General features: G+C 69.7%; 25 protein-coding genes. 16 read left to right on the forward strand and 9 right to left on the reverse strand.

What is annotated here, in order from left to right; genetic code table 11:
* Positions 1–5: 5 nt before the first annotated feature.
* Both AC07EJ_RS04890 and AC07EJ_RS04895 read right to left on the reverse strand, forming a co-directional pair.
* On the reverse strand, positions 6–320 hold the full coding sequence (locus AC07EJ_RS04890) for an antibiotic biosynthesis monooxygenase family protein (protein WP_389476043.1): 315 nt from the start codon (positions 318–320) through the stop codon (positions 6–8).
* 36 nt (positions 321–356) lie between these two features.
* A complete protein-coding gene (locus AC07EJ_RS04895; protein ID WP_393582652.1) occupies positions 357–770 on the reverse strand; it encodes a DnaJ family domain-containing protein in 414 nt (137 codons plus the stop codon).
* A gap of 107 nt (positions 771–877) precedes the next feature.
* Between AC07EJ_RS04895 and AC07EJ_RS04900 the strand changes: the two genes are divergently transcribed.
* Positions 878–1273 (forward strand): hypothetical protein, encoded by a 396-nt coding sequence (locus AC07EJ_RS04900; RefSeq protein WP_389476039.1) that lies wholly within the window; start codon positions 878–880, stop codon positions 1271–1273.
* A gap of 31 nt (positions 1274–1304) precedes the next feature.
* Here AC07EJ_RS04900 and AC07EJ_RS04905 read toward each other — a convergent pair whose 3' ends face one another.
* The 3 genes from AC07EJ_RS04905 to proP all read right to left on the reverse strand — a co-directional run bounded on the left by AC07EJ_RS04905 (position 1305) and on the right by proP (position 4679).
* Positions 1305–1985, reverse strand: a complete 681-nt coding sequence (locus AC07EJ_RS04905) for an O-methyltransferase (RefSeq protein WP_478883801.1) — start codon at positions 1983–1985, stop codon at positions 1305–1307.
* A 41-nt stretch (positions 1986–2026) separates the two neighbouring features.
* Complete coding sequence (locus AC07EJ_RS04910) at positions 2027–3178, reverse strand: DUF2330 domain-containing protein (protein ID WP_478883802.1); 1152 nt, start codon at positions 3176–3178, stop codon at positions 2027–2029.
* A gap of 85 nt (positions 3179–3263) precedes the next feature.
* Positions 3264–4679 (reverse strand): glycine betaine/L-proline transporter ProP, encoded by a 1416-nt coding sequence (proP, locus tag AC07EJ_RS04915; RefSeq protein ID WP_393582647.1) that lies wholly within the window; start codon positions 4677–4679, stop codon positions 3264–3266.
* A 369-nt stretch (positions 4680–5048) separates the two neighbouring features.
* On the opposite strand from proP, the gene AC07EJ_RS04920 reads away from it, so the two are divergent.
* Positions 5049–7103 carry a bifunctional glycosyltransferase 87/phosphatase PAP2 family protein gene (locus AC07EJ_RS04920; protein ID WP_478883803.1) on the forward strand — a complete coding sequence of 685 codons (2055 nt, stop codon included), beginning with the start codon at positions 5049–5051 and terminating at the stop codon, positions 7101–7103.
* Here the strand turns inward: AC07EJ_RS04920 and AC07EJ_RS04925 are convergent.
* On the reverse strand, positions 7046–7459 hold the full coding sequence (locus AC07EJ_RS04925; protein WP_389476029.1) for an ATP-binding protein: 414 nt from the start codon (positions 7457–7459) through the stop codon (positions 7046–7048). The two genes, AC07EJ_RS04920 and AC07EJ_RS04925, sit on opposite strands and share 58 nt — an antisense overlap.
* 86 nt (positions 7460–7545) lie before the next feature.
* Between AC07EJ_RS04925 and AC07EJ_RS04930 the strand changes: the two genes are divergently transcribed.
* Both AC07EJ_RS04930 and AC07EJ_RS04935 read left to right on the forward strand, forming a co-directional pair.
* Positions 7546–8376 (forward strand): helix-turn-helix domain-containing protein, encoded by an 831-nt coding sequence (locus AC07EJ_RS04930; RefSeq protein WP_478883804.1) that lies wholly within the window; start codon positions 7546–7548, stop codon positions 8374–8376.
* Complete coding sequence (locus tag AC07EJ_RS04935; protein ID WP_389476025.1) at positions 8354–8608, forward strand: DUF397 domain-containing protein; 255 nt, start codon at positions 8354–8356, stop codon at positions 8606–8608. Before AC07EJ_RS04930 ends, AC07EJ_RS04935 begins: the two co-directional genes overlap by 23 nt.
* Before the next feature lie 5 nt (positions 8609–8613).
* Here the strand turns inward: AC07EJ_RS04935 and AC07EJ_RS04940 are convergent, their stop codons facing one another.
* The 3 genes from AC07EJ_RS04940 to AC07EJ_RS04950 all read right to left on the reverse strand — a co-directional run bounded on the left by AC07EJ_RS04940 (position 8614) and on the right by AC07EJ_RS04950 (position 12270).
* A complete protein-coding gene (locus tag AC07EJ_RS04940; RefSeq protein ID WP_389476023.1) occupies positions 8614–9831 on the reverse strand; it encodes a PucR-like N-terminal domain-containing protein in 1218 nt (405 codons plus the stop codon).
* 178 nt (positions 9832–10009) lie between these two features.
* Positions 10010–11521 carry a DUF6801 domain-containing protein gene (locus AC07EJ_RS04945; protein ID WP_478883805.1) on the reverse strand — a complete coding sequence of 504 codons (1512 nt, stop codon included), beginning with the start codon at positions 11519–11521 and terminating at the stop codon, positions 10010–10012.
* 152 nt (positions 11522–11673) lie between these two features.
* On the reverse strand, positions 11674–12270 hold the full coding sequence (locus AC07EJ_RS04950) for a hypothetical protein (RefSeq protein WP_389476019.1): 597 nt from the start codon (positions 12268–12270) through the stop codon (positions 11674–11676).
* Positions 12271–12724: 454 nt separating this feature from the next.
* Here AC07EJ_RS04950 and AC07EJ_RS04955 point away from each other — a divergent pair, with 454 nt between their 5' ends.
* The 12 genes from AC07EJ_RS04955 to AC07EJ_RS05010 all read left to right on the forward strand — a co-directional run bounded on the left by AC07EJ_RS04955 (position 12725) and on the right by AC07EJ_RS05010 (position 24675).
* Entirely contained in the window at positions 12725–13648 is a 924-nt protein-coding gene (locus AC07EJ_RS04955; RefSeq protein WP_389476017.1) for a hypothetical protein, read from the forward strand.
* A 334-nt stretch (positions 13649–13982) separates the two neighbouring features.
* A complete protein-coding gene (locus AC07EJ_RS04960) occupies positions 13983–14996 on the forward strand; it encodes an ABC transporter ATP-binding protein (RefSeq protein ID WP_389476015.1) in 1014 nt (337 codons plus the stop codon).
* Positions 14993–15859, forward strand: coding sequence for an MlaE family ABC transporter permease (locus tag AC07EJ_RS04965; RefSeq protein WP_478883806.1), 867 nt, complete (start codon positions 14993–14995; stop codon positions 15857–15859). The genes AC07EJ_RS04960 and AC07EJ_RS04965 overlap by 4 nt, the downstream gene beginning before the upstream one ends.
* Before the next feature lie 8 nt (positions 15860–15867).
* A complete protein-coding gene (locus AC07EJ_RS04970) occupies positions 15868–16674 on the forward strand; it encodes an MlaE family ABC transporter permease (RefSeq protein ID WP_478883807.1) in 807 nt (268 codons plus the stop codon).
* A 1-nt stretch (position 16675) separates the two neighbouring features.
* Complete coding sequence (locus tag AC07EJ_RS04975; RefSeq protein ID WP_478883808.1) at positions 16676–17917, forward strand: MCE family protein; 1242 nt, start codon at positions 16676–16678, stop codon at positions 17915–17917.
* Positions 17914–18975: an MCE family protein gene (locus AC07EJ_RS04980; RefSeq protein ID WP_393582640.1), complete on the forward strand. Its 1062-nt coding sequence runs from the start codon at positions 17914–17916 to the stop codon at positions 18973–18975. Before AC07EJ_RS04975 ends, AC07EJ_RS04980 begins: the two co-directional genes overlap by 4 nt.
* Positions 18976–18980: 5 nt before the next feature.
* On the forward strand, positions 18981–20045 hold the full coding sequence (locus AC07EJ_RS04985; RefSeq protein WP_478883926.1) for an MCE family protein: 1065 nt from the start codon (positions 18981–18983) through the stop codon (positions 20043–20045).
* On the forward strand, positions 20045–21046 hold the full coding sequence (locus AC07EJ_RS04990; protein ID WP_389476006.1) for an MCE family protein: 1002 nt from the start codon (positions 20045–20047) through the stop codon (positions 21044–21046). The genes AC07EJ_RS04985 and AC07EJ_RS04990 overlap by 1 nt, the downstream gene beginning before the upstream one ends.
* 38 nt (positions 21047–21084) lie before the next feature.
* Complete coding sequence (locus tag AC07EJ_RS04995; RefSeq protein WP_389476349.1) at positions 21085–22194, forward strand: MCE family protein; 1110 nt, start codon at positions 21085–21087, stop codon at positions 22192–22194.
* Positions 22191–23420 (forward strand): MlaD family protein, encoded by a 1230-nt coding sequence (locus AC07EJ_RS05000; protein WP_389476004.1) that lies wholly within the window; start codon positions 22191–22193, stop codon positions 23418–23420. Before AC07EJ_RS04995 ends, AC07EJ_RS05000 begins: the two co-directional genes overlap by 4 nt.
* Entirely contained in the window at positions 23417–23935 is a 519-nt protein-coding gene (locus AC07EJ_RS05005; RefSeq protein ID WP_478883809.1) for a hypothetical protein, read from the forward strand. Before AC07EJ_RS05000 ends, AC07EJ_RS05005 begins: the two co-directional genes overlap by 4 nt.
* Positions 23932–24675, forward strand: a complete 744-nt coding sequence (locus AC07EJ_RS05010) for a hypothetical protein (RefSeq protein WP_478883810.1) — start codon at positions 23932–23934, stop codon at positions 24673–24675. The genes AC07EJ_RS05005 and AC07EJ_RS05010 overlap by 4 nt, the downstream gene beginning before the upstream one ends.
* Positions 24676–24685 lie beyond the last annotated feature (10 nt).

The following is a 24685-nucleotide window of genomic DNA, read 5'->3' on the forward strand; positions in this document are numbered from 1 at the left end:
GCGGACTACGACTTGGGCGCCGCCTGCTGCACGACCTCGAAGGACCACACCGAGGAACCGGTCGAGGCAGGCTTCGGCCGGTCCGCGCCGCCCTGGTGGGCCTCCTTCATGGAGCCCTCCATCCACGCCGTGAACGACTCCTCGTCGCGCCACCGCGTGTACACCAGGTAGTCGTCCGTGCCCTCGATGGGGCGGAGAAGCTCGAACCACTCGAAGCCGTCGGAGTTCTCCACGGCGCCGGCGCGGGACGCGAAGCGCTTCTCGAGGGTTTCCCGCTGCTCGGCGGGAACGGTCAGCACGTTGATCTTGACTACGCTCATGCGCCCATCCTCGCGCACCGCCGCGTGAGATCGGCGTCAGGCCCCGTGTGCCCCGCGCCGCTCGTGCCAGTCGCGGACGATTTCCTCGACGTCGTACGGCTTCAGGCCGAGCGGTGGGCCCGGCGGGGGCTTGAACATCATGTCGCGGATCTTGTCGTTGATGTCCGTGATGATCTTGCGGACGATCCGTTCGGAGGATGCCTGCGCCGCCTCGGCGAGCGCGTCCTCGGCCTCCTTGCGCAGGGCGAGCGACGGGGGCAGCACGGAGAAACCCTCGCGGGCCATCTTCTGCTTGATCCACCAGTTCTCGTCGTACGTCGTGTCGGCCGTGCTCGGCAACGGCTTCCCGGCTCCGGCGAGGTGGGAGAAGTCTCCTGCGCGCTCGGCGTCGCGGATCTGCTTGTCGACCCATGACTCGAAGCTGACGGCGGGTGGTTTGCGTTCGGTCATGGGGCCATTGTCCCAGAGGGCATCCCGCGCGGGCAGGGGACAACTTAGGATGCGGCGTCGGCGGACCCGGTACGGACGGGCCGCGAAGGACCGAAGGAGCTGTGCGGGTGCTGGAGCTGACCATGGCCTCCGTCGCGGGGGCGGACGCGGGTGCGACGGCCGGGATGCTGATGGCCGACGCGCCGAGCGAGCCGGGAGCCGTGCTGCGCGTGGGGCGTGACCGGAACGTGTGCCGGCTCGCGACGCCCGACGACTGGCTGTTCGTCTCGCGCGTCCATCTCGAGTTCCGCTGCGGCCAGGACGGCGCCTGGTCCGTGTTCTGGCTGCGCGGCTCGCACGACGAGCCGTCGTCCGACGTGCGTCTCACGCTGACCGGCGGGCAGCCGCAGCCCCTCGTCTACGGAGGGGCTGCCGCTCTCGCGCCGGGTGCGTCAGGTGAGGTCGTGGTCCAGGACCGCAACGAGTCCCGCAGTGTGAACGTGGGCTTCTATCACGAGATGTGAGAGATCGTCAGGAAGTGAAGTTCGGCGGTTATTACGGGAGTACGCGCGCCAGCGCGAAGCCGTCGTAGCCCTTGACGCCCACCGTCTGGACCGCCGTGCCGTCCAGCCTCGGGTGGTCGGCGATCAGCTGGAGCGCGGCGCGCGTGCCGCGGATGTCGGGGGCCGCGCCGGAGTCGTCCGTCACGCGGCCGCCGCGGACCACGTTGTCGACGATGATGACGCTGCCGGGGCGGGTCAGGCGCAGCGCCCACTCGACGTAGTGCGCGTTGTTGGCCTTGTCGGCGTCGATGAAGACGAGGTCGAAGGGGTCGGGATGATCGGCCGCGACGCCCGGCAGGGAGTCGAGGGCGGCGCCGACCCGCACCTCGGCGATCTTGTCGAGGCCGGCGCGGGCGAGGTTGCCGCGGGCCACCTCGGCGTGCCGGGGGTCGTACTCGAGGGTGACGAGGACGCCGTCGGCGGGCAGGGCGCGGGCCAGCCAGATCGTGCTGTACCCGCCGAGCGTGCCGATCTCCAGGACGCGGCGCGCGCCCTGGATCTGTGCGATCAGGTGGAGGAACTTGCCCTGGTTCGGGGCGACGGCGATGTGCGGGAGGCCCGCCGCCTCACTGTCGGCGAGGGCCGTCGTCAGGGCCTCGTCGGCGGGGGCGAGGAGTCCGGTCAGGTAGTCGTCGACGGCGGTCCACTGGTCTTCGGGTGCATGCTCAGCCATGGCCCCATGATGGGCGCACGGGGCGGCGGGCCGCGCGTGATTCAGCCGGGCGGCGGCGGGGCGTGCACCGGCGGCGGGGGCTGAACCGGCGGCGGGGGCTGCACCGGCCGACGGGAGTGCCGGCGGAACCGGAGGACGGCGGCCACCAGTAGGAGCAGGGCCACGGGCAGCGCAACGGTGAGCAGCCACACCGGGACGCCCCCGGCGGTGAGGAGTTCGTCGTCCCACACGACGCTCCGGTGCGTGGCGTCGCTCGCGGTGCGCCGCAGTTCGTGGTCGTCGTAGATGCGCGACGGCTGCGGGAAGTCCTGGGTGAGTGCGGTCAAGTACCGCTCGCCGTCGGCGAATTCGGGCAGTGGCCCGCCGGTCCTGGCCGGGATCCGGCCCGCGTACGTGACCTTCGGGGCGTCGCCTCCGATGCTGGAGCGCGGCTCCATGCGGTGGGCGGAGAGCACGTACAGGCGCAGGTGCTGTTCGGTGCGGGCGAGCTTCGACAGGCGCATCGGGTAGACGAGGCGGTCGCTGGCGAAGGTGAGGTGGAGCGGGTCGAGGGCGCCGCCGAGCACGCTGTCGCCGTCGGCGGGCGCGAGGCGGATCGCCACGTACTCCCAGCCCTGGTCGACGTACGGGCGCAGCGCGCTGTCGAGGCGGTCGGGGAGCTGGAAGCCGTTCTCGTCGAGCCAGCCGGCGAGTGCGGCGGGGTCGGTCGCGGTGAGGCGGGCGACGTCGAACGGCCCGAGGTGCTCGCGGCCGACCACCTCGACCGGGCCGCCGGGCGCGGGGGCGCCGGCCGCGGCGCCGTCGCCGCTCCCGCCGTCGAAGGGCCAGTCGTCGGAGCCGGGCCAGAAGTGGTGCCGGGTGCGCTCGACGGGCGCCGTCACGTCGCTCAGCTGCGAGAAGATCCCCGGGTCGCCGAGCTCGACCGACGCGCGGTGCGGTACGGGCATGATCCAGGCGGCGTCGCGCACGTTGCCGCTCACCGACAGGCTCATCACGATCTGCTCGCTGTGCCCGTCCCAGCGCACCGCGGACGTCTCGTCGTACACGGTGAGGTCCGTGCCCGCGGGCGGCACCATTGCCCCGCATCCGCACGCGTACGCCGGTGACACGAGCGCGGCGATCTGGAACGCCATGAGGGCCAGGGCGGTCAGTAGCGCCCTGGCCCTCATGGTCAGTGGTTGTGCGGTGCTCATGCCGGCCCCCGATGTCGTGCCCTGTGTGTCCGTGCCGTGTGCGGCGTTGGAGCAGACGGGGCGCGGGGGAGCGCGGTTCCGGGTGTTACGCGGCTGTGGCGGTCTTGGGCTGCGGCAGGTCGTCGGGCTCGACCGCGGGCGGCGAGCCCGGCAGCGGGCGGCGCGCCGACTCGGTCATGAACCACACCGCGATACCGCCGATGACGGCCGCGGCCATCATGTAGTAGGCGGGCATCATCATGTTCCCGGTCGCCCCGATGAGGGCGGTGACGACCAGCGGGGTCGTGCCGCCGAAGAGGGAGACGGAGACGTTGAAGCCGATCGACAGCGAGCCGTAGCGCACCCGGGTCGGGAAGAGCGCGGGCAGCGCGGACGGCATCGCCGACGTGAAGCAGACCAGGAGCAGGCCGAGTGCGCCCATGCCGAGGGCGATGGCCCACAGGGAGCCGTTGCGGATCAGGAGCAGGGCCGGGACGGACAGTGCGAGGAAGCCGATGCAGCCCGCGGCGATCACCGGGCGGCGGCCGACGCGGTCGGAGAGCGCACCCGCGAACGGCTGGACGATCATCATCAGCGCCATCACGGCCAGGACCACGATGAGGCCGTGCGTCTCGTCGTAGTGGAGCTCACTGGTGAGGTAGCTCGGCATGTACGAGAGCAGCATGTAGTCGGTGACGTTGAAGACGAGGACCAGGCCGACGCACAGGAGCAGCGCCTTCCACTGGCCGGTGATCATGTCGCGCACCTTCACCTTGGGCCGGGCCTTCTCCGACTCGTGCGCGTTCTTCAGCTCGGCCGCGAACGCCGGGGTCTCTTCCAGCCGCATGCGCAGATAGAGGCCGATGATGCCCATCGGGCCCGCGATCAGGAACGGGATGCGCCAGCCCCAGGAGAGCAGGTCGTCCGAGGAGAGCAGCGCCGTCATCAGCGTGACGAGGCCCGCGCCGCCGATGTATCCGGCGAGCGTGCCGAATTCCAGCCAACTGCCGAAGAAGCCGCGCTTCTTGTCGGGCGCGTACTCGGCGATGAAGGTGGACGCGCCGCCGTACTCACCGCCGGTCGAGAAGCCCTGCACCAGACGGGCCAGGAGCAGCAGGATGGGCGCCCAGACGCCGATCGTCGCGTACGACGGGATCAGGCCGATCGCGAACGTGCCCGCCGCCATCATGATCATGGTGACGGCGAGGATCTTCTGCCGGCCGACGCGGTCGCCGAGCGGTCCGAAGACCATGCCGCCGATCGGACGCACGAGGAACGCCGCGGCGAAGGCGCCGAACGTCGCGAGGAGCTGGGCCGTGGGGTTGCCCGAAGGGAAGAAGACCTTGCCGAGGGTGACGGCGATGTAGCTGTAGACACCGAAGTCGAACCACTCCATCGCATTGCCGAGCGCCGCCGCCTTCACCGCGCGCTTGACCAGCACGGGGTCGGTGACGGTGACCTCGGGGGAGGCGCCCTTCGCGGGGGCGTTGGTCCTGGGGGCGACGGTTAGAGCACTCGACAAGGGTCTGCTCGCCTGCTTTCAACGGGGACAGGGACATGTCCGCGTGGGGACGGACGAAGCCGCCCACGGCGGGGCGGCCAGAAATCGACCATAGGGGCATTCGCGATCATTACGGGTAGTGTTCGAGTCGTCGCACATCGTGGCAAAAGGGGGTCCGGCCAGGCACGACGCCCCGGCCCCGGCGCTGCGCAAACGGACAAATCTGTGACCTATGTCGCGGCCCTCGACCGCAACCATGCAGACCCCGCATCATCGTCATCCGGTCAAAAACCGGTGGACACTCAGGTGAAGCGGGGGTTGCCTGCGTCTCACCGCGGGGGTGGTGCAAGCCTCTTGGGACAGTACGTATGGCGGGAGGGCCGACGGCGCGTGGCAAACGTGGAGCATGGACCGGGCAAAGCCTTGGGGGCGGGAGCCGCGACAGCGCGGTTGGGGATGGTCCGGGCGGGCCTCTGGCTGATCGCCGCGGTGCTCGCGGTGCGGCAGGTCGTAGCCGTGCTGAGCACCCCGAGCGGGGAGCGGCTCACGGACCTGGAGACCTGGATCGGTCCCGAAGGCGTCCTCCACGTGAAGGGATCGCTCTACGACGCCGACCGGTTCACCGGTACCCCGTTCGGGGGACTGGTGCTGAAGCCGCTCGCGCGGGGCGCCGAGCAGGCGCTGGGCTGGGCCTGGACCTTCGGGACGCTCGGACTCGTCGTCGTCCTCGGTCTCGTCGCCGCGCGCGCCCTCCCCAAGCCCGTCACCCGGCGCACCTCGCTCCTCGCCGCCCCGGTCGCGGTCAGCCTCCTGATGCTGTCGCTGCCGGTGCGCAACACCCTGCATCTCGGCCAGACCAGCATCATCCCCGTCCTCCTCGTCCTGCTCGGCTGCTTCGCCGCCCGCGGCGAGCGGAGCTCGGGGCTCCTCATCGGCATCGGCGCCGCCCTCCAGCCGACCGTCCTCCTCTTCGCACCCCTCCTGTGGTTCACCGGACGCCGGCGCGCCGCCGTGTCCTCGGGCGTCACGTTCGCGGCGTGCACGCTCCTCGCGTGGGCCGCGATGCCACACGACTCGTGGACGTACTGGGTGCACCACCTGGCGGGAGCGGGCCTCGGTTCGAGCCCCGACGGGCTCGCCAATCAGTCGCTGCACGGCGCGCTCCTGCGCTTCGGCCTGGAGGGCCCCCTGGAGATCGGGCTCTTCCTGCTCCTGGGCGCCGCCGTCGCGGTCGTCGGGCTGAGGCGCGCGGTGCGCTACGCGCAGGACGGACAGCTCCTCCTCGCCGTCGCCCTCACCGGCTGCGTCGCCGTCGCCGTGTCACCGACGACCTGGCAGCACCAGCTCCTGTGGGTGCTGCTCGCGCTGGTCGGCCGCGTCGGCAAGAAGGCGTCGGACCGATACGTCTGGCCGGTCGCGGTCATCCTCGTGATGACGCTCCCCGCGCGGATGCTGCTGCCGGGAACGGCGATCGCGGATCCGCTGCGCGACAACGTTGTGCTGATCGCCGCGGTCGCCGCGGCCACGCTCGTCCCGTTCCTGTCCCGCACCGCGCCCGAGTACCGCGCGCCCGTCCCCACCGAGTACGCGAAGCCCGTCCCGTCGCGCTGGTCACGGGTCCCGCTCATGCCGTTCTGGCGCCGGGTCCTGACCCGCCCGAACCTGCTGCTCGAACTGCTCCTGATCCGCGTCGGCTACTACGCGTACCAGCAGGTCAGGCTCGCCGCCACGGGCGGTACGAACTCCGGGGGCCGGGCCACCGCCGAGGCGCACGGCACGCAGGTCCACTCCCTGGAGAAGTTCCTCCACATCGACATCGAGCACTGGGTCAACCACGCGGTGGCGCAGGTCCCGTGGCTCAAGTCGTTCTTCAACTTCTACTACGAGTCGTTCCACTTCATCGTGCCGCTGACCGTCCTCGCCATCCTCTACGTCCGCAGGCCCGCCCAGTACCGCTGGGCCCGCTCGGCGCTCGGCTTCGCCACGGTGCTCGCCCTGATCGGCTTCTGGTTCTATCCGCTGGCGCCGCCGCGTCTGATGCCCGCGCTCGGCTTCATCGACACGGTGCACGGCGTACAGGACTTCTCCAAGCCGGACTACGGCACGCTGACCGCGCTCACCAACCAGTACGCGGCCATGCCCTCGCTGCACTTCGGCTGGTCCCTGTGGTGCGGGCTCGTGATCGTCGTGTTCGCGCGGAGGTGGTGGATCAAGGCCATCGGTCTCGTCCACCCCCTGTGCACGATCTCCGCGATCATTGCCACCGGCAACCACTGGGTGCTCGACGCGGTGGGCGGGGCGACGGTGGTCGGTCTCGGCTTCCTGCTGACGTACATGCTCCAGGGGCCCCGGCCCCGGGCGCGGACGGTGACGGCGGCGGCCACCGGTCAGGCGGACGAGGCGACGCATTCGAACCAGACGGTCTTGCCGACCGCCAAGGGCTGAACACCCCACTTCGTCGCGACCGCCGAGACGATGGCGAGGCCGCGGCCCGACTCGGCGAACGGGTCGGCCGAGTGCGGTGCTTCCGGCGGGAGCGCAGCACCCTCGTCGCTCACCTCCGCCCGCAGGTGCCCGGTGCCCGGGTCGTGGAGCAGCCGCACCTCGGCTCGCGCGCCGGGCACATGGCGTACGACGTTGGACAGCAGCTCCGTGACGCCGAGCGCCATGTCGTGGCCCAGGTCCGCCGGAATCGCCCAGTCCTCGCACAGAGCGCGGACGATGCGGCGTACGTGGCGGGCGGAGTGGGTGCCGACGGTGAGGTGCAGCGTGTACGCGTGCTGCTCGGTTTGCTCGTTCATGGGACGAGCGTGACGAGCCTTGACTACGCTGTGCAATCGACCGGATACAACTGGCCCACGCGTGGGCCGAGTTGAGGGGGCTGTGCGTGGTCCACATCAACGTCCTCGACCCGAGCGCGTCGCCGCTCGACTACTACGGCTATGAGCTGCGCCGTCACCGGGAGGCCGCCGGCCTGACCCAGAAGCAGCTCGGGGGCATCGTCAATTACACCGGGTCCCTGGTGGGCCAGATCGAGACGGCGAGAAAGCTGCCGACGCCGGAGTTCAGCGAACGGTGCGACGCGGCGCTGGGCGCGGATGGTTTGCTGTCGCGGCTCGTCGGGTTGGTGCTGCGGTCTCAACTGCCGGTGTGGTTCCAGCAAGTTGCGGAGTTGGAGGCGCGGGCGGAGGGGATCTGCTCGTTCCACTCCAGCATGGTTCACGGCCTGTTGCAGACCAGGGCGTACGCGCGGGCGGTGCTCGGCACGATGGACCGGACGAACCTGGACGACCGTACCGAGGTCCGACTGGCCCGCCAGCGCATCCTGGAGAAGGAGGAGCCGCCGCAGCTGTGGTTCGTCCTCGGTGAGGCAGCGCTGCGTCAGGAGATCGGTGGTCGTGAGGTGATGCGGGGCCAACTCGCGCACCTGTTGGCTTACGAGCACGATCCTGCGGTGAACATTCAGGTGCTGTCCTTCAGCGTCGGGGAGCACGCTGGATTGCAGGGCCCGTATGATCTCTTCCGCTTTCCGAGCGACCCGTCCATCGTTTACACCGAGGGCTACGGGCAAGGGCATCCGACCGCCAACCCGACCACCGTCAAAGACTGTTCGCTCCGTTACGATCACTTGCAGGCGGCCGCCCTGTCCATCCCGGGCTCGGCCGAGCTGATCCGGCAGGTGATGGAGGAGCGTTATGGCGAGCATCCAGTGGCGTAAGTCCAGCTACAGCGGTGACCAGGGCGGCTCGTGCGTGGAGTGCGCGCCGCTGGGGGCTCTCGCCTGGGTCAAGTCCTCGTACAGCGGTGACCAGGGCGGCGAGTGCGTGGAGGTCGCCGGAACCTCCTGCGCCGCTGTCGCCGTTCGGGACTCCAAGAACACGGCGGGCCCGAGCCTCACGTTCACGCCGGAGGCGTTCCGCCTGTTCGTCGCCGGGTATGTGAACTCGTAGGGAAGTCAGTTCAGTTCGGACACGCCGCCGCCCTGGAGATGCTGCGCGCGCAGCGCCACCTCCATGGCGAACCGGCGTTCCGGGTCGGCCAGTTGGGTGTCGAAGTGGGCCTCCAGGTTGCGCAGCCGGTAGCGGATGGTCTGGGCGTGGACGCCGAGGACGTCGCCCACCTGGTCCGCGGTGCCGCGGGTGGTGAGCCAGGCGTGCAGGGTCTCCACGAGGCGGGCGCGGCGCTTGCCGGAGACGGGGGCCAGCGGGGCGAGTTCGCGGGTCGCGATCTGCGCGGTCAGGGCTGGGTCGGAGAGCAGCCACATCGTCACCAAGTGGTCCGCACTGTCGATGACTTGGGCGTCGGCAACGATGTCATCGTCCACGAGCTGTAACGCTCTGCGCGCCCAGCGCAGTGAGTCCGAGGCCTGCGCGGTCGGTAACGTGAGGCCGATCGCGAGCGGGGCGGTACCGATGGCGGACTCCAGCATGGCGCGGCGCTCTGCCGTGAGCGGGCCCGGGATGAGCATGTGGGGCTGCGGGATGCCGAGGTCGGCGAGGACGTCGGGGTCCAGGCCGGCCTGGATGTGGTCGGGGGCGGGAGCCCGCAGCGCGATGAGGGTGGCCTCCTCGGGGAGGGGCCAACCAGCCTGCTCGCACAGCTCGTTGATGGTGGCGTGATGCAGAGGAGTGCCGGCGAGCAGCAGATGCAGCAACCGTCTTCGCACGACCTCGAACGCCGAGCCCGATCTCGCCTGCACCTCCAGATAGCCCTCCCGTGAGAGCGCTCCCAGCTCGTCGACGTACGCGAAGAGCGCGTCGGCGAAGGCGAGGAGCAGGGCGGGGGAGAGGTCGTAGCGGCGGCCGATGGTCTTGGTGCGGCGCAGTGCCACGCGGGCGCCGAGCCGGTAGGCGCCCTGCAGGGTCTCCAGGTCGCGACCCTCATAGGCTTCGACTCGACCGAATTTACGGAGGAGTTCGTCGCGCTGGTCCGAGGTGGCGCCGGGGTCGGCGACACGGTCCACGAAGGCGGAGAGTGCGAGATCCACGCCTTGGCGGATGGCGGCGGCGTTCGGTCCGCTGAGGAGTTGCGCGTACTCGGGGTAGGCGCGGGTCACCTCGACTCTGATCTCTTTGATGAGACCGGGGAGTTCGGGCCGCATGATGGCGGCGAACTCCCTGGGCAGCGGGCCCAACGGCTCGTTCACGTCCGGTGGTTGTACGTGCTGGGGCATGGCACGGTCCTCGGTGTACGGGCGCCCGGTGGGGGACGGGTACCGCACGGGCCCATGGTGTGGCCCATGTGGCCCTTGCGGTGGCCGTCAGGTGCATACCTTTGGGAACTCCTGAAGCTAGAGCAACTTGCGTGTGACGTACACCACTTGGGAGAGGGTTGTCCGGAAGCGAACGTTCTCAGGAGGTCTTGCCTCCGGGCAGGGGCGGGATGACGGGCGGGCACTGGGCACGCGGAGGGCCCGGGATGCAGGTCGGGGCCTGGTTCATGATGATGTCGTTGCCGGGGCCGCTGATCCCGGCCGTGAACAGGCGGTCGAGATTCTCACCGTTCGCTCCGCAGCCGGTGAACGCCGGGATGTCGACCGTTCCTTTGAGGATGCCGCCCGAGAGGACGTTGATGTAACGGCCGGTCGTCGAGGTGAAGTCGCCGCGCAACGTCGCCCGGTAGCGCTCCGTGTGGCAGTTGGGACCGACGTCCAGGGGTGTGCCGTTGATCTTCACGTCGTGGACGCGCAGCGACTGGAAGAACGTCGCGACGGCGAACGGCATCGCGTTGGGGGAGGTGCCGATGGTGCCGGTGGAGATGGTGATCGGCTCGTTCTTGAAGGAGGCCTTGGCGGTGACGGGTGTGAAGCCGAAGGAGAGGAAGGTCGATTCGGCGTCGGGCAGGTCGAGTTCGCCCAGACTGTCGATCCGGGTGTAGAACGGCCCGGACGCCCTGAACTGCGTCTGCATGGCCGCGCGAATGTTCATCAGGCCCGGTTCCTTGGCCGGATCATTGATGATCATGGAGCTGTTCTGTTTGCGTACGGTGCTCAGGCCCACCGCGTACGCGCACGCGGGAACGCCCGGGTGGGGCAGCAAGGGGCCGAGCACCGTTCCGGGCAGGGGCTCCGGCAGCTGACTGAGGTCCGGTACTCCGGTGGGCGGCGGTGGCGGGCAGGTGTCCGCGCCTGTGGTGCCGCTGTCCGGCGGGGTGACGGTGAGGCCCTCGCGTGGCGCGCCGATGCCGTCGGGGGCGCTCGCCGAGGGGGTGCCGGTCGGGCCCGTGCCGTCCGGCACGCTGATGTGGGCGAGGCGGGTGCGCGCCGGGTCCTTCTCGGCGGGGGCGCAGTCGAGCGTGAGCGCGGCTTCGGTGCTGGGTACCCCCTTCGTCAACGGGGTCAGTCTCAGGGAGAGTTCGGTGGCGTAGAGGTCGACGTAGCCCGGTTCGCTCACGGTGATCGTGGGGGCCGGGCCGGTGTGGCCGAGGCGCAGGGTGTCGGTGGGCGGTGGGGTGGAGGCGCTGGCCGTCAGCGCGGACCAGGTGGCGTCGGCCGACTCCGCGCCCTGGCGAATCCGGACGCCGAGTGACGCGTCGCCGGCCAAGCCGTCCGTCCCCTGGGGGAGGAGGGAGGCCAGGCCGGCGAACGGCAGGTCGGTCTCCACCGTCACGTCACCCGGTCTGATCGGGCGGCCCGGCTCGGCGGACGACGGCAGTTGGGTGCCGATCCGGACGGACGCGCGCAGGGTCGTGCCCGCGGAGGGCGTGGCGTCCGTGCTGTCGGGCGTACCCGACGCATTCGAGGACGGGTGGTCGGGGACCGCGCAGTCGTAGGCGATCTCCACGGTCGGCTGACCTTCGTCCGCCTGCGAGCCAGGACCTGACAGCAGGCCCGCGGCGAGTACCACGGCGGCGACCGGCGCCATCCGCAGTGTGCGCGCGACACCTGACCGTCCGCCCTGCCGCCCTTGCACTCTCATCTGCTGACCTCCGCTGGTGCGTGCCGTTCCCTGGACGCGGCCGGGCCCGCCGCCGGTGACCGACCGGCGGCGGGCTGCATGGGGGCGAGCTCAGGGCTTCACGGCGAGGAGACGACCGGGGTCTGGTCCAGGACGTAGTCGCCGACGAAGTCCGCGGGGTCACCCGGGTTGATCAGGCCGAGGCAGCTGGCGCCGGGGTCCGCCGCCAGGGTGCCGCCACCGGTGACGTGCAGGGTGTGGGTGCTGTTCGTGTAGTGACCCGTCACGCTGCCGGAGAACGACGCGGAGCAGCCGATGCCGCTGATGCTGGCCTTGATCCCGGAGATGGTGCCGTCGGCCTCGTCGGTGCCGTTCATGCTGTCGAGATTGATCGACCACGGCAGCGTGCTGGGCGTCACGTCGAAGCCGATGCCGCCCACGTTGCAGTTGGTGAAGGAGATGTTGCCGACGGTTCCGATGCCGGCGCCGTCGAGCCCGCTGCCGTTCTTGAGGGTGCCCGAAGCGTCCGACGAGTCACACGTGAGCGTGGTGGCCGGCACGGACAGGGTCGGGTTGACCGCGTGGGCCGTGTAGGAGGTGCCGCCGGAGACGGTGAAGGTGGCCAGCGCCCCGGCCGAGGCCTGCGTGACGGACAGTCCGAGGGCCGCGCCTGCGGCGGCAACGGCGAGAGCAGTGTTTCGGGCGATTCTGCGCACGATGAATCCCTCCAAGGGATGGGTGGCGTACGAGATGGAATGCGCCGCCCGGCGGGAACCAGGGCGGGCTACGGCTCAACTCCGTGCGGACGCAGCCGATGTGAGGGAGCGGCTGTCCGTCGCCTAGGAAGGGACGTTACGAGCAAGTAACCGCGGCCCGCAATGGAGTGTCGTGAGATTCCTTGCTGGTGAGAGAATTCGCTGCGTTTCTTGTCGGCCGTTGCTCAATCGGGTCGCTGCTTCTTGTCGCCGGATGAGGACTTCGGGCGGCGGGCGCGAAAATACTCACTCGGTGAGCAGTTCGGTCCGTGTATTGCTCAGCCCGCTACAAACGCGCGAGTAGCTGAATTCCCGTCAACGAGCCCATTGCCGCAGGGGGTTTCCCGTCAGTAACGTCCGGATGGACCCACTACCTCTCCCCGCGCACCTTCGACCTCCGCGAAGGGAATTCACCATGCGTATCCGCAGACCCGCAACGCTGCTCGCCGTGACAGCTCTGGCCACGCTCGCCGCCGTGGCACCGTCGTCGGCCGCCACCGAACTGGGCGGCGCCTGGGCCCCGTTCACCCGCTGCCCCGTCGACAACCCCGCCATGCTCGCCGCCGACGGCCAGACCGACGTGGCGATCTGTATCGCCTCCAGCTCGGCGAGCGGCTCCATCAAGCTGGGCAACTCCCAGGTTCCGACGGGCCGCACCGACCTCCAGGCCGGCGTCGTCACGCACCCCGGCGGCACCTCCACGGTGGTCTCGCCCCCGGGCGGCGCGCTCGTCGCGGACCCGGCCGAACTGCCCGGCGGGCTGCTCGGGTTGATGTGTCCGAGCGACATTCCGCTGGTGAGTGACATCTGCAAGCAGCTGACCGACAACACCCTGAACCGGGTGACCGCCACCGTCGAATCGGTGAACACTCCGACCGACTTCCAGCTGCTCAACGGTGTCCAGCAGGGCAAGCCGATCATTACGCTCCCGGTCCGCATCAAGCTGGACAACCCGCTCCTCGGTGACTCCTGCTACATCGGCTCCGCGTCCGACCCGATCGTGCTGCGCCCGCAGAACGTGACCGCGCCGGCCGTCTCCCAGGGCCGGTTCGACCCGGACGGCACGGCCAACCCGACGGGTGTTCTCGGGCGCATCAACGCGGACGACGCCGACCAGGGCGACGCGACGTACACCGTCCCCGGTGCCAACGGCTGCGGCCTGCTCGGCGCCCTCGACTTCGCGGTCGACCTGAAGTCCGGGATCCCCGCCGCCTCCGGCAAGAACAACGTCGTACTGAAGAGCGCGTCCACGCACGTCGCGGTGTTCACCGACCCGAAGAGCGTGGCACCCAACGAGGGAGCACTGCTGTCGCAGTACTGGCATGCGGCCGTGAAGTAACCCCGCCCCTGGCCTTTTTCATAACCCACGAACAAAACGGCCGACCCAATTCGTACGGAACTGACAAAAACAATAGGGGTGTTCGAGGTTCCGTGGAAACTTCGTGAACCGCTATTGCCGGGTCAGGTTACTCGGCCGTAACGTCAAATCCGTGTGGCCTCCCCCACAGGTTCTGCTCACTTGGAAACAAGGCTGCGCCGCGACTTTGTCACCCGCTGACAAATTACTCACCGCGGTGCGGAATCAGCTGTCGTACTGCTTGTCCCGGCGGTATCGGCCGACTTAGCGTGCGCCTCCCGGTGCACATGAGCAACGAGTGCTTGCTGGAGGTGACATGGGAATCGAAGTGAAGGTCGAGGGCCTGACCAAGTCCTTCGGCAAGCAGAACATCTGGCAGGACGTCAGCCTCACCCTGCCCGCCGGCGAGATCAGCGTGATGCTCGGGCCGTCCGGTACCGGCAAGACCGTCTTCCTCAAGTCCCTGATCGGGCTGCTCAAGCCCGAGCGGGGGCGGGTGACGGTCGACGGTGTCGACATGGTGCGCAGTCCCGAGCGGGATGTGATGGAGGCCCGGAAGCTGTTCGGGCTGATGTTCCAGGACGGCGCCCTGTTCGGGTCGATGAACCTCTTCGACAACATCGCCTTCCCGCTGCGCGAGCACACGAAGAAGAAGGAGTCGGAGATCCGGCGGATCGTCATGGAGCGCATCGACGCCGTCGGGTTGGTGGGCTCGGAGGGGAAGCTGCCGGGGGAGATCAGCGGCGGTATGCGGAAGCGGGCCGGGCTGGCGCGAGCCCTCGTGCTCGATCCGCAGATCATCCTCTGCGACGAACCCGACTCCGGGCTCGACCCCGTACGGACCGCCTTCATCTCGCAGTTGCTCATCGACCTGAACACGACGACCGACGCGACCATGCTCATCGTCACCCACAACCTCGACATCGCCGCGACCGTGCCCGACAACATGGGGATGCTCTTCCGGCGCAACCTCGTGACGTTCGGGCCGCGCGAGGTGCTCCTCACCAGTGAGGAACCGGTCGTCGCGCAGTTCCTCACCGCCAGCAAGGCCGGGCCGATCGGGATGTCGGAGGAGAAGGACGCGGCAGCGCTGGCCGCTGAGGCCGAGCAGAACGGGGGTGTGGCCACCATTTCGCCGCGTGAGATCGTGCCGCAACTTGAGCCGTCACCCGGACTCGGGGCGCGAGGTGCTGTCGCGCGGCGCCGGGAGCGGGTGCTCGGGCTGCTCGACTCCTTGCCGGAGTCGGCGCGGGACGCGATCCGGGCCACGTACGGCCGCGAAGTGCTGGAGCCGACTGCCGTGCTGCCCCGGGCCGGGGGTGCCGTATGAGCACGGAGACCCGTCTGCCGAAGAAGGCTGAGTCCCGGGTGCGGCATCGTCGTGGTCGGGCGCGCAGTTTCCCGCGCCCCAACGGAGCGCAGGCCAATCCGCTGCTCGGGCCGCTCAGACAGACCGGCAAGCTGTTCGCCCTCGGGCTCGAAGTGGCGCGGGCCGTGTTCCGGCGGCCGTTCCAGTTCCGGGAATTCGTCGAGCAGTTCTGGTTCATCGCCAGTGTCACCATCCTGCCCGCCGCCCTCGTCTCCATCCCGTTCGGCGCGGTCATCGCCCTCCAAGTCGGGTCGCTGACCCAGCAGTTGGGGGCGCAGTCCTTCACCGGCGGGGCCAGCGTGCTGGCCGTCATCCAGCAGGCCAGCCCGCTCATCGTCGCGCTGCTCATCGCCGGGGCCGGCGGCTCCGCCATCTGCGCCGACATGGGCTCGCGCAAGATCCGCGAGGAACTGGACGCCATGACCGTCATGGGCGTCTCGCCGGTGCAGCGGCTCGTCGTGCCGCGCGTGCTCGCCACCATGTCGGTCGCGCTGCTCCTCAACGGCATGGTGTCCGTCGTCGGCACGCTCGGCGGCTACTTCTTCAACGTGGTCATGCAGCACGGGACCCCGGGCGCGTATCTGCAGAGCTTCAGCGCGCTCGCCCAGCTCCCCGACCTCTACATCAGCGAGCTGAAAGCCCTCATCTTCGGGTTCATCGCCGGGATCGTCGCCGCCTACCGCGGGCTCAACCCGCGCGGCGGGCCGAAGGGCGTCGGGGACGCCGTCAACCAGTCCGTCGTCATCACCTTCATCCTGCTCTTCTTCGTGAACACGGTGATGACGGGGATCTACCTCCAGATCGTTCCGCCGAAGGGAGGCTGAGCCGCCCCATGGCTTCCCCACTGGCATGGCTCGATCGCTCCGGTAATCAACTCATCTTCTACATACGGGCGTTGGCGTGGGCCCCGCGTACCCTGCGCCGCTACACGAAGGAAGTGCAGCGGCTGCTCGCCGAGGTCGCCTTCGGGTCCGGCGGGCTCGGCGTCATCGGCGGCACCATCGGCGTGATGATCGCGATGACCGCCGCCACGGGCACCGTCGTCGGACTCCAGGGTTACGCCGCCCTGGACCAGATCGGTACCGCCGCGTTCACCGGGTTCGTGTCCGCGTACTTCAACACCCGCGAAATCGCCCCGCTCGTGGCCGGTCTCGCACTGTCGGCGACCGTCGGCGCAGGGTTCACGGCGCAGCTCGGGGCCATGCGGATCAACGAGGAGGTCGACGCGCTCGAAGGGATGGGCGTGCGGTCCCTGCCGTATCTCGTCACCACCCGCATCATCGCCGGGGTCGTCGCCATCGTGCCGCTCTACGCCGTCGGGCTGCTCTCCTCCTACTTCGCCTCGCGCCTGGTCACGGTCGTCTTCAACGGCCAGTCGCAGGGCACGTACGACCACTACTTCAATCTCTTCCTCTCGCCGACGGACGTCCTGCTGTCCGTCCTGAAAGTACTGATCTTCAGCGTCATGGTCATCGTCGCCCACTGCTACTACGGCTTCCGCGCCAGTGGCGGGCCCGCCGGTGTCGGCGTCGCCGTGGGACGGTCCGTGCGCAACGCCATCGTCCTGATCTCCGTCACCGACTTCTTCCTGTCGCTCGCCCTGTGGGGCGCGACCACGACGGTGAAGGTGGCGGGCTGACATGAGGACCCTGCGCCGCAGACTCGCGGGTGTCGTCTTCCTGATCGTGCCCGCGCTGCTCATCTGGCTCGCCGTCGCCGTCTACAACAAGGACTTCACCAACTCCGACCAGGTCGTCGTCGAGACCGGGAACGTGGGCAACGAGATGCATCTCGGCGCCGAGGTCAAGTTGCGGGGCGTCGTGCTCGGCGAGGTCCGCGGGATCGATGCCACCGCCGACGGCGCCCGCCTCACCCTCGCGCTCGAACCCGGCGCCCTGGATCACGTCCCCGACGACGTCCGCGCCCAGATGCTGCCGACCACGCTGTTCGGCGAGCGGTACGTCGCCCTCGTACCGCCCTCGAGCCCCAGCACCCGGATGCTGCCGGCCGGGGCCGTCATTCCGCAGGACCGGTCCGCCAACGCCATCGAGTTGCAGCAGGTGCTCGACCACGTCCTGCCGATGCTCACCGCCGTACAGCCGCAGAAGCTGTCCGCGCCCCTCTCCGCAGTCTCCCAGGCGCTGCAGGGGCGAGGCGACCGCATCGGCGACACGCTTGTTCAACTCGACGCGCATCTGCGCAAGTTCAACCCGAACCTGCCCACCTTGAACGAAGATCTGAAGCAGCTCGTGAAGGTCTCCCACGTGTACGCCGATGCCGCGCCCGGCATCATCGACGCGCTCACCGACTTCACCACCACCAGCGGCACGATCGCCGAGAAGGAGAGCGAACTCGCCGGCACCTACGGGGCCACGACCCGGACCGCCGAGGACCTCGACGCCTTCCTGCGTGCCAACCAGCACAACATCATCCGGCTCTCCGCCACCTCCCGTCCCACACTCCAGCTGCTCGCCGAGTACGCGCCGTCCTTCCCGTGCACCCTGCGCACCCTCGCCGACTTCGTGCCGCGCATGGACAAGGTCCTCGGCAAGGGCACGGACCAGCACGGCATCCATGTGGACGTCACCACCGTTCCCTCGCGCGGCGGGTACGCCGCCGGGCGGGACACCCCCGCGTACACCTCCGGCGGCGGTCCGCACTGCTACCCGGTGCCGTATCTCGGCGCCGGGACCGCCAAGGCGCCCGTCACTGCCACCGCGTCCGCGGAGCAGGACCTGGGGCCCGCCAACTCGCCGCAGGAGAACGACCTGGTGAACGAGCTCATCGCACCGGGCGCCAAGACCTCGCCCGACGACCTGCCCGACTGGTCGAGCCTGCTCGCCGGGCCCGTGTACCGGGGGACGGAGGTGAAGCTCAAATGAGTGGAACACCAGGGGAGTTCGCGCACATGAAGCGGCGGTCCCTCGCCGGGCCGCTGGTCAAGTCGCTCGTCTTCGTCGTCGTCACCGCCCTGGCCACCACCGTGCTCGGCTTCTCCATCGCCAACACGGGCGTCGGCACCGACACCGTCACCTACAAGGCCCTGTTCACCGATGTCACCGGCCTCATCGACGGGGACGGCGTACGGATCTCCGGGGTGAAGGTCGGGGAGGTGACGGACGTGCGCGTCGTCGACCGGCGCACCGCCCAGGTCACCTTCACCGTCGAGAAGGGCCGGCCCCTGCCGCTTACCACGACCGCCGCCGTGAAGTACCTCAACATGGTCGGCCAGCGTTACATCGCCCTTGGTCGCGGCACCGGCGCCGCGTCCGGCGACCTCGGCCCCGGCGGCACGATCCCGCTCGCCCGCACCACTCCCGCCCTCGACCTCACGCTCCTGTTCAACGGGTTCAAGCCGCTGTTCGAGGGCCTGTCCCCGAAAGACGTGAACGAGCTTGCCGGATCCATCGTGAAGGTGCTCCAGGGTGAGGGCGGCACCGTCAACAGCCTCATCGAGCACGTCGGCTCGCTGTCGTCGACCGTCGCCGCCAAGGACAAGGTGATCGGAGAAGTCGTCGGGAACCTCACCGACGTCCTGACCACGATCAACGACCGCGAGGACCAATTCGACGACCTCGTCACCACCCTCCAGGAGCTCGTCTCCGGCTTCAACGACGACCGGAAGCCGCTCGGCCACGCCATCGAGGCGATGGGGGACCTGACAACCGTCACCGCCGGGTTCCTGAAGGACGCGCGGGCGCCCCTGAAGGGTGACATCCACCAGCTGGGACGCCTCTCCACCTCCCTCGGGGACGGCATTCCGCAGATCGAGAACTTCCTCGACAAGACACCCGCCAAGCTGACCGCTCTGTCACGCCTGTCGTCGTACGGCTCCTGGTTCAACCTGTACCTCTGCGAGGCCAGGGTCGGCGGCCTGACCATGTCCGACGGATCGAAGCCGCCCACCGGCATCGCCGTCACCGCTGCGAGGTGCCAGTGATGCGGATGCCAGTGAAGGTCAGGTGGCCCTCGGTGAAACCGATCCAGGAGCGCAACCCCGTAGCCGTGGCCGTGGTCGGCCTCCTGTTGCTCGCCCTCCTCGCGCTCGCCGCGTTCAACGCGAGCAGCCTGCCCGTCATCGGCGGCGGCACCGCCTACTCCGCCGACTTCAGCGAAGCCGCCGGCCTCGGTGCCGGCGACGAGGTGCGCATCGCGGGGGTCAAGGTCGGCGAGGTCACCGGCGTCGCCCTCGACGGGAACAAGGTGAAGGTCACCTTCGACATCCAGGACAAGGGCACCTGGATCGGCGACCGCACCACCGCCGCCATCGCCATCAAAACCCTGCTCGGTGAGAAGTACGTCGCCCTCGACCCGGTCGGCTCGGCCCGCCAGGACCCGGGCTCCCGCATCCCGCTCTCCCGCACCACATCCCCGTACGACGTCACCCAGGCATTCCAGGACCTCAGCAGCACCATCGACGAGATCGACACGAAGCAGCTCGCCGCGAGCTTCGAGACGATCTCCGACACGTTCAAGGACTCGCCGCCCGATGTGCGGGCGGCGGTCAAGGGCCTGTCCGCACTGTCCAGGACCGTGTCGTCGAGGGACACGCAGCTCGCCGAACTCCTCTCGGGCAGCAAGAAGTTGACGAAAACACTCAAGACGAAGAAGTCCAGCTTCGAGACGCTCATCGACGACGGCGGCTCCCTGCTCGGCGAGCTGCGCAGACGGCGGGCCGCCATCAAGGCGCTGCTCAGCGGAAGTTCGGCACTCGGCAAGGAACTCGGCGGACTCGTCACCGACAACGAGAAACAACTCGGACCGACCCTGAAGGCCCTCGGCCGGGTGACGGACGTCCTGGCGAAGAACCAGGGCAAGCTCGACAAGACCCTCGCCCTCGTCGGCCCCTACTACCGGCTCATCGGCAACACCCTCGGCAACGGCCGCTGGTTCGACAGCTATCTGTGCGGCGTCGTGCCACGCAACTACCTGCCCGAGGACTCCCTGCCGGCGACCTCCTGCATGCCCCCGAAGAACGGAAAGTACGACGTCAAGGGTGGTGGCCAGTGATGAGTACGCGCCGCAGACTGCTCGTCGGGACACTCGCGCTCGCCGTGCTCCTGGCCGCCGGGATCGTCGGCGTACGGGCCACGGGGCCGGGCGGCACCCGGATCACCGCCTACTTCGAGCGGGCCGTCGGCATCTACGCCGGCTCCGACCTGCGGATCCTGGGCGTACGCGTCGGTCGGGTCGCCTCCGTGGATCCCGAGGGCACCCAGGTGCGGGTCACGCTCGACATCGACGACGGGGTGAAGGTGCCGGCCGGGGCGCGGGCCGTGGCGGTCGCGCCCAGCGTCGTCGCCGACCGGTACGTGCAGCTCACGCCCGCCTACACCACGGGCCCCGCGCTGCGTGACGGCGCGAAGCTGCCCGCGTCCCGCAACCGCACCCCCGTCGAGATCGACCAGCTCTACGACAGCGTCACCGAGCTGAGCAAGGCGCTCGGCCCCGGCGGCGCGAACGCCCAGGGCGCCCTTTCCGGACTGCTCGACACCGGCGCCAAGAATCTCAAGGGCAACGGGGCGGCGATGGGCGACAGCATCGAACAGTTCGGCAAGGCCGCCAAGACGCTCAACGGCAGCAGCGACGACCTGTTCACGACGCTCAGCCAACTCCAGACGTTCACCACGATGCTGAAGGAGAAGGACGGCGGCGTGCGCACTGCACAGGAGAACCTCGACGACGTCACGAACTACTTCGCCGACAACAAGGACGACCTCGCCGCCGCGCTCAAGGAACTCGGCAAGGCACTCGGCCAGGTGAAGGCGTTCATCAAGGACAACCGGGGCGAGCTGAAGAAGAACGTCGAGCGGCTCGTGCCGATCACCCAGACGCTCGTCGACCAGCGCGCGTCGCTCGCCGAGGCCCTCGACGTCGCGCCACTGGCCGCCGGGAACGTGGTGAACGCGTACAACCCGCGCACCCGCACCCTGGACGGGCGCGCGAACCTGAACGAGCTGAGCATGGGCGGGCCCCTGCTGCCGCTGCCCGTCGCAGGGGGCGACCGGTGACCGCCGTCCGGCGGCGGAAAGCGGCCACCGGCGCCGGGATCGGCTGCGTCCTGACGGTCGTGGTCGCCTTCTGCCTGACCCTCGGCGTGATATCCGTCCCCACCCCGTCCTTCGGCGGCATCGAGGACCTGCCGCTGCCCGGCGGCGCCGACCTCGGCCCCCATCCCTACACGATCACCGCCGACATGAAGGACGTGCTCAGCCTCGTCCCGCAGTCCGCGGTCAAGGTGAACGACGTCGCCGTGGGGCGCGTCACCGACATCCGTCTGGCAAGCGGCGGCAGTTGGGCCGCGCGCGTCACCCTGCGCATCAACGGCGACGTCGAGCTGCCCGCCGGCACAGGTGCCCGCCTGGAACAGTCCAGCCTGCTCGGCGAGAAGTACGTGCAGCTCGTCGCGCCGAGGAACGGCACCGGGTCCCTGCACGCCGGCGACCGCATCCCCCTGTCACGCACCGGCCGCAACACCGAGGTCGAGGAGGTCTTCGGCGCCCTGTCGCTGCTCCTCAACGGCGGCGGCGTCAACCAGCTCAAGACGATCACCACCGAGCTCAACTCGGCGCTCGGCGGCCGGGAACCGGAAGTCCGCTCGACGCTGCGCCGCGTCAACACCCTCGTCACGAACCTCGACGACCACCGCGGCGACATCACCGCGGCGCTCGACGGCGTCAACCAGCTGTCGGCGACACTCGCGCACCGCAAGGAGGATGTCGGGACCGTGCTGACGAAGCTCTCACCCGGGCTCAAGACCCTCAAGAAGCAACGGGGTTCGCTGGTGACCATGCTGCGCTCCCTCGACCGCCTCAAGGGAGTCGCCGTCGACACCATCGACGCGGGCCAGGCCGACATGGTCGCCGACCTCAAGGCCATCGCGCCCACCCTCAAGGCGCTGGCCGACGCCGGCAAGGACCTGCCGGACTCCCTCCAGGTGCTGCTCACCTATCCGTTCACGGACGAGGTGCTGCGCGGCGTCAAGGGCGACTACCTCAATGCGTATCTGGACGTGACGGCCGTGCCGGGCACCCAGCTGATCCCACCGTTGACCGGGGACGACCCGTCCCCGTCCCCGTCGACGACAGCGCAGTCCTCCTCCTCGCGGAAGTCGCCGCTGCCGCTGCCCTCCGTGACGCCGGGGGGTGGTGGCCGGTGATCACCCTCGCGGTCCGCCTCAAGAACCTTGCGTTCCTCGTCGTCGCCGTCCTCGTCCTCGGCTACCTCGGCATCCGATACGCCGATCTGGGCCGCTACGTCGGAGCCGCCGACTACTACACGGTGAAGGTACAACTGCCGCGCACCGGAGGTCTGTTCACACATTCCGACGTCACCTATCGGGGCGTGTCGGTGGGCAGGGTCGGACCGATCGGGCTCACTCCCGACGGGGTGCAGGCCGAACTGCGCATCAAGAAGTCCGCGCCCCGCATCCCCGACGACGCCAAGGCGGTCGTGGCGAGTCTGTCGGCCGTCGGCGAGCAGTACATCGACCTGCGCCCCGGCCGTACGGACGGCCCCTATCTCGCGGACGGGGCCCGGATCGCCCCGGTCGCGACGAGCGTGCCGCGTCCGGTGACGGACGTCCTGTCGAGCGTGGACGACCTGACGGCATCCGTGCCGCTCGACTCGCTGCGCACCGTCGTCGACGAGTTCGGCAAGGCCTTCGAAGGACGCGGCGACGACCTCCAGATCCTCATGGACAACGGCTCCGACTTCGTCCGGGCCGCCGACCGCGCCCTGCCGCAGACCACGAAACTCATGGCCGACGGCGAGGTCGTGCTGCGCACCCAGGCCGAAGAGGGCCGGGCCATACGGGACTTCGCGTCCGGCGCGAAGGACCTCGCGGCCACGCTCAAGGGCTCCGACGCCGATCTGCGCCGCCTCATCATGGCCGCGCCGGAGGCCGCCACCCAGCTCAGCGCACTCCTACGTGACCTGGACCCGGACATCGGTGTCGTCCTGGCCAACCTCCTCACCACCTCGGAGGTCGCCGTCACCCGGCAGCACGGCACCGAGGAACTCCTCGTGAAGCTGCCCGCGGCCGTCGCGGCGGGCGCATCGGCCGTCGACGGAAAGAAGGTCAACCTCGGCATGGCGGTCACCTTCTTCAAACCCCTGCCCTGCACGGCCGGTTACTCCGGTACGCGCTACCGTCTCGGCACGGACCTGAGCGCGGCGCCGACGCTCAACAAAGGCGCGCGTTGCACGTCACCCCCGTCGAGCGGGATCGGCGTACGCGGCTCGGCGAACGCGCCGGACGGCGGAGGCGTCCCGAAGCCGGCCCGGCCCGGGGCCCTGTCCCTGCCTTCGGTGGACGACGCGGCGGACCGTACGTCACCCGGCATGGCGGACCTGCTCGCCCTCACGCCCGGGAGCGGCGCGTGAGGGCGTGGGGGCGCGGCCCGCGACGATTCCTCGCGGGGGCGGGACTCGTCACGGCCCTCGCTCTGTGCGGGACGGGCGCCTGGTCGTACGCGCAGGCACGGGACGACGACGACCTCGCATACGCCCGCTCGCGCGACGCGGCCCTGGCCGATGGGCGCGCGGCCGTGGTGACGCTGACGACCCTGGACGCGTCGACGATGACGCGCGCCCGCTCGGGCATCACCACCTGGAAGGCGGTCACGACGGGCCCGCTCCGCACACAGCTCGGCCGTCTGACACCGGCTGCCGGGGCGTCCTCGCGGGGCGTGGTCACGGACGCGGCGATCACGGCGCTCGACGACCGCGCGGGCACCGCGAAGCTCATCGCCACGGTCCGGGTGGAGACCACGCCGAAGAACGCCAAGTCCCCGTCGGCGGACCGCAAACGCCTGGAGGCGCTCCTCGCGCGCTCCTCGGACGGCACCTGGCGCGTGAAGACGCTGAACGCGGTACCGGTGACGGAGGTGTCCGGATGATGTGGGAGGGGATCGGACGCGTGGTGCGGGTAGGGGCGGAGGGGGACGAACTGCCGGAGGCTGAAACGGAGTTCAAGACCGGCAGCGGGCTCGCGTCGACGGACCTTGATCCGGCCCCGGCGCCCGACGCCGCTCCGGGGACCGATGCCGACGCGGAGACCGGTTCCGACGCCGCTGCGGGAACCAATATCGACGCCGATGTGGAGACCGGTACCGACGCCCAGCGGCCCGCCGTCCGGCCCCGCCGCCGGTTCCTCCTCGGCACCACCGTCGCCTCCGTCCTGCTCGCCCTCGTCGGTGGCGTATTCCTCTACCAGGCCCACGAGTTGAGGAGCACGCCCGCCGCGGCCAACCGCGCGCTCACCGACGCCGAGGCGACCACTCGGGTCGGCGGGGACGTCGGCAGCGCGCTCGCCAAGGTCTTCTCGTACACGCCCGGCGGTACCGACGCCACCGAGCGCTCCGCGCGTGAAGTGCTCTCGGGCCGCGCCGCGCACCAGTACGAACAGCTCTTCGCCCAGGTCAAGGACAACGTCCGCACCCAACGTGTCACCCTCACCACGCAGGCCGTACGGATCGGCACCGTCAGCCTGCGCGGGGACACCGCGCATCTGCTCATCTTCCTCGACCAGGCTGCCCGGCGCGGCGGGGGCAAGCCCACGACGTCCGCGGCCCAGCTCTCCGTGACCGCCCGGCTGCGGGGCGACGTATGGCTGATCGTCGACATCAGGGCCCGTTGAGCCATCGCCC

It is taken from the genome of Streptomyces sp. NPDC045026, from assembly GCF_056432625.1.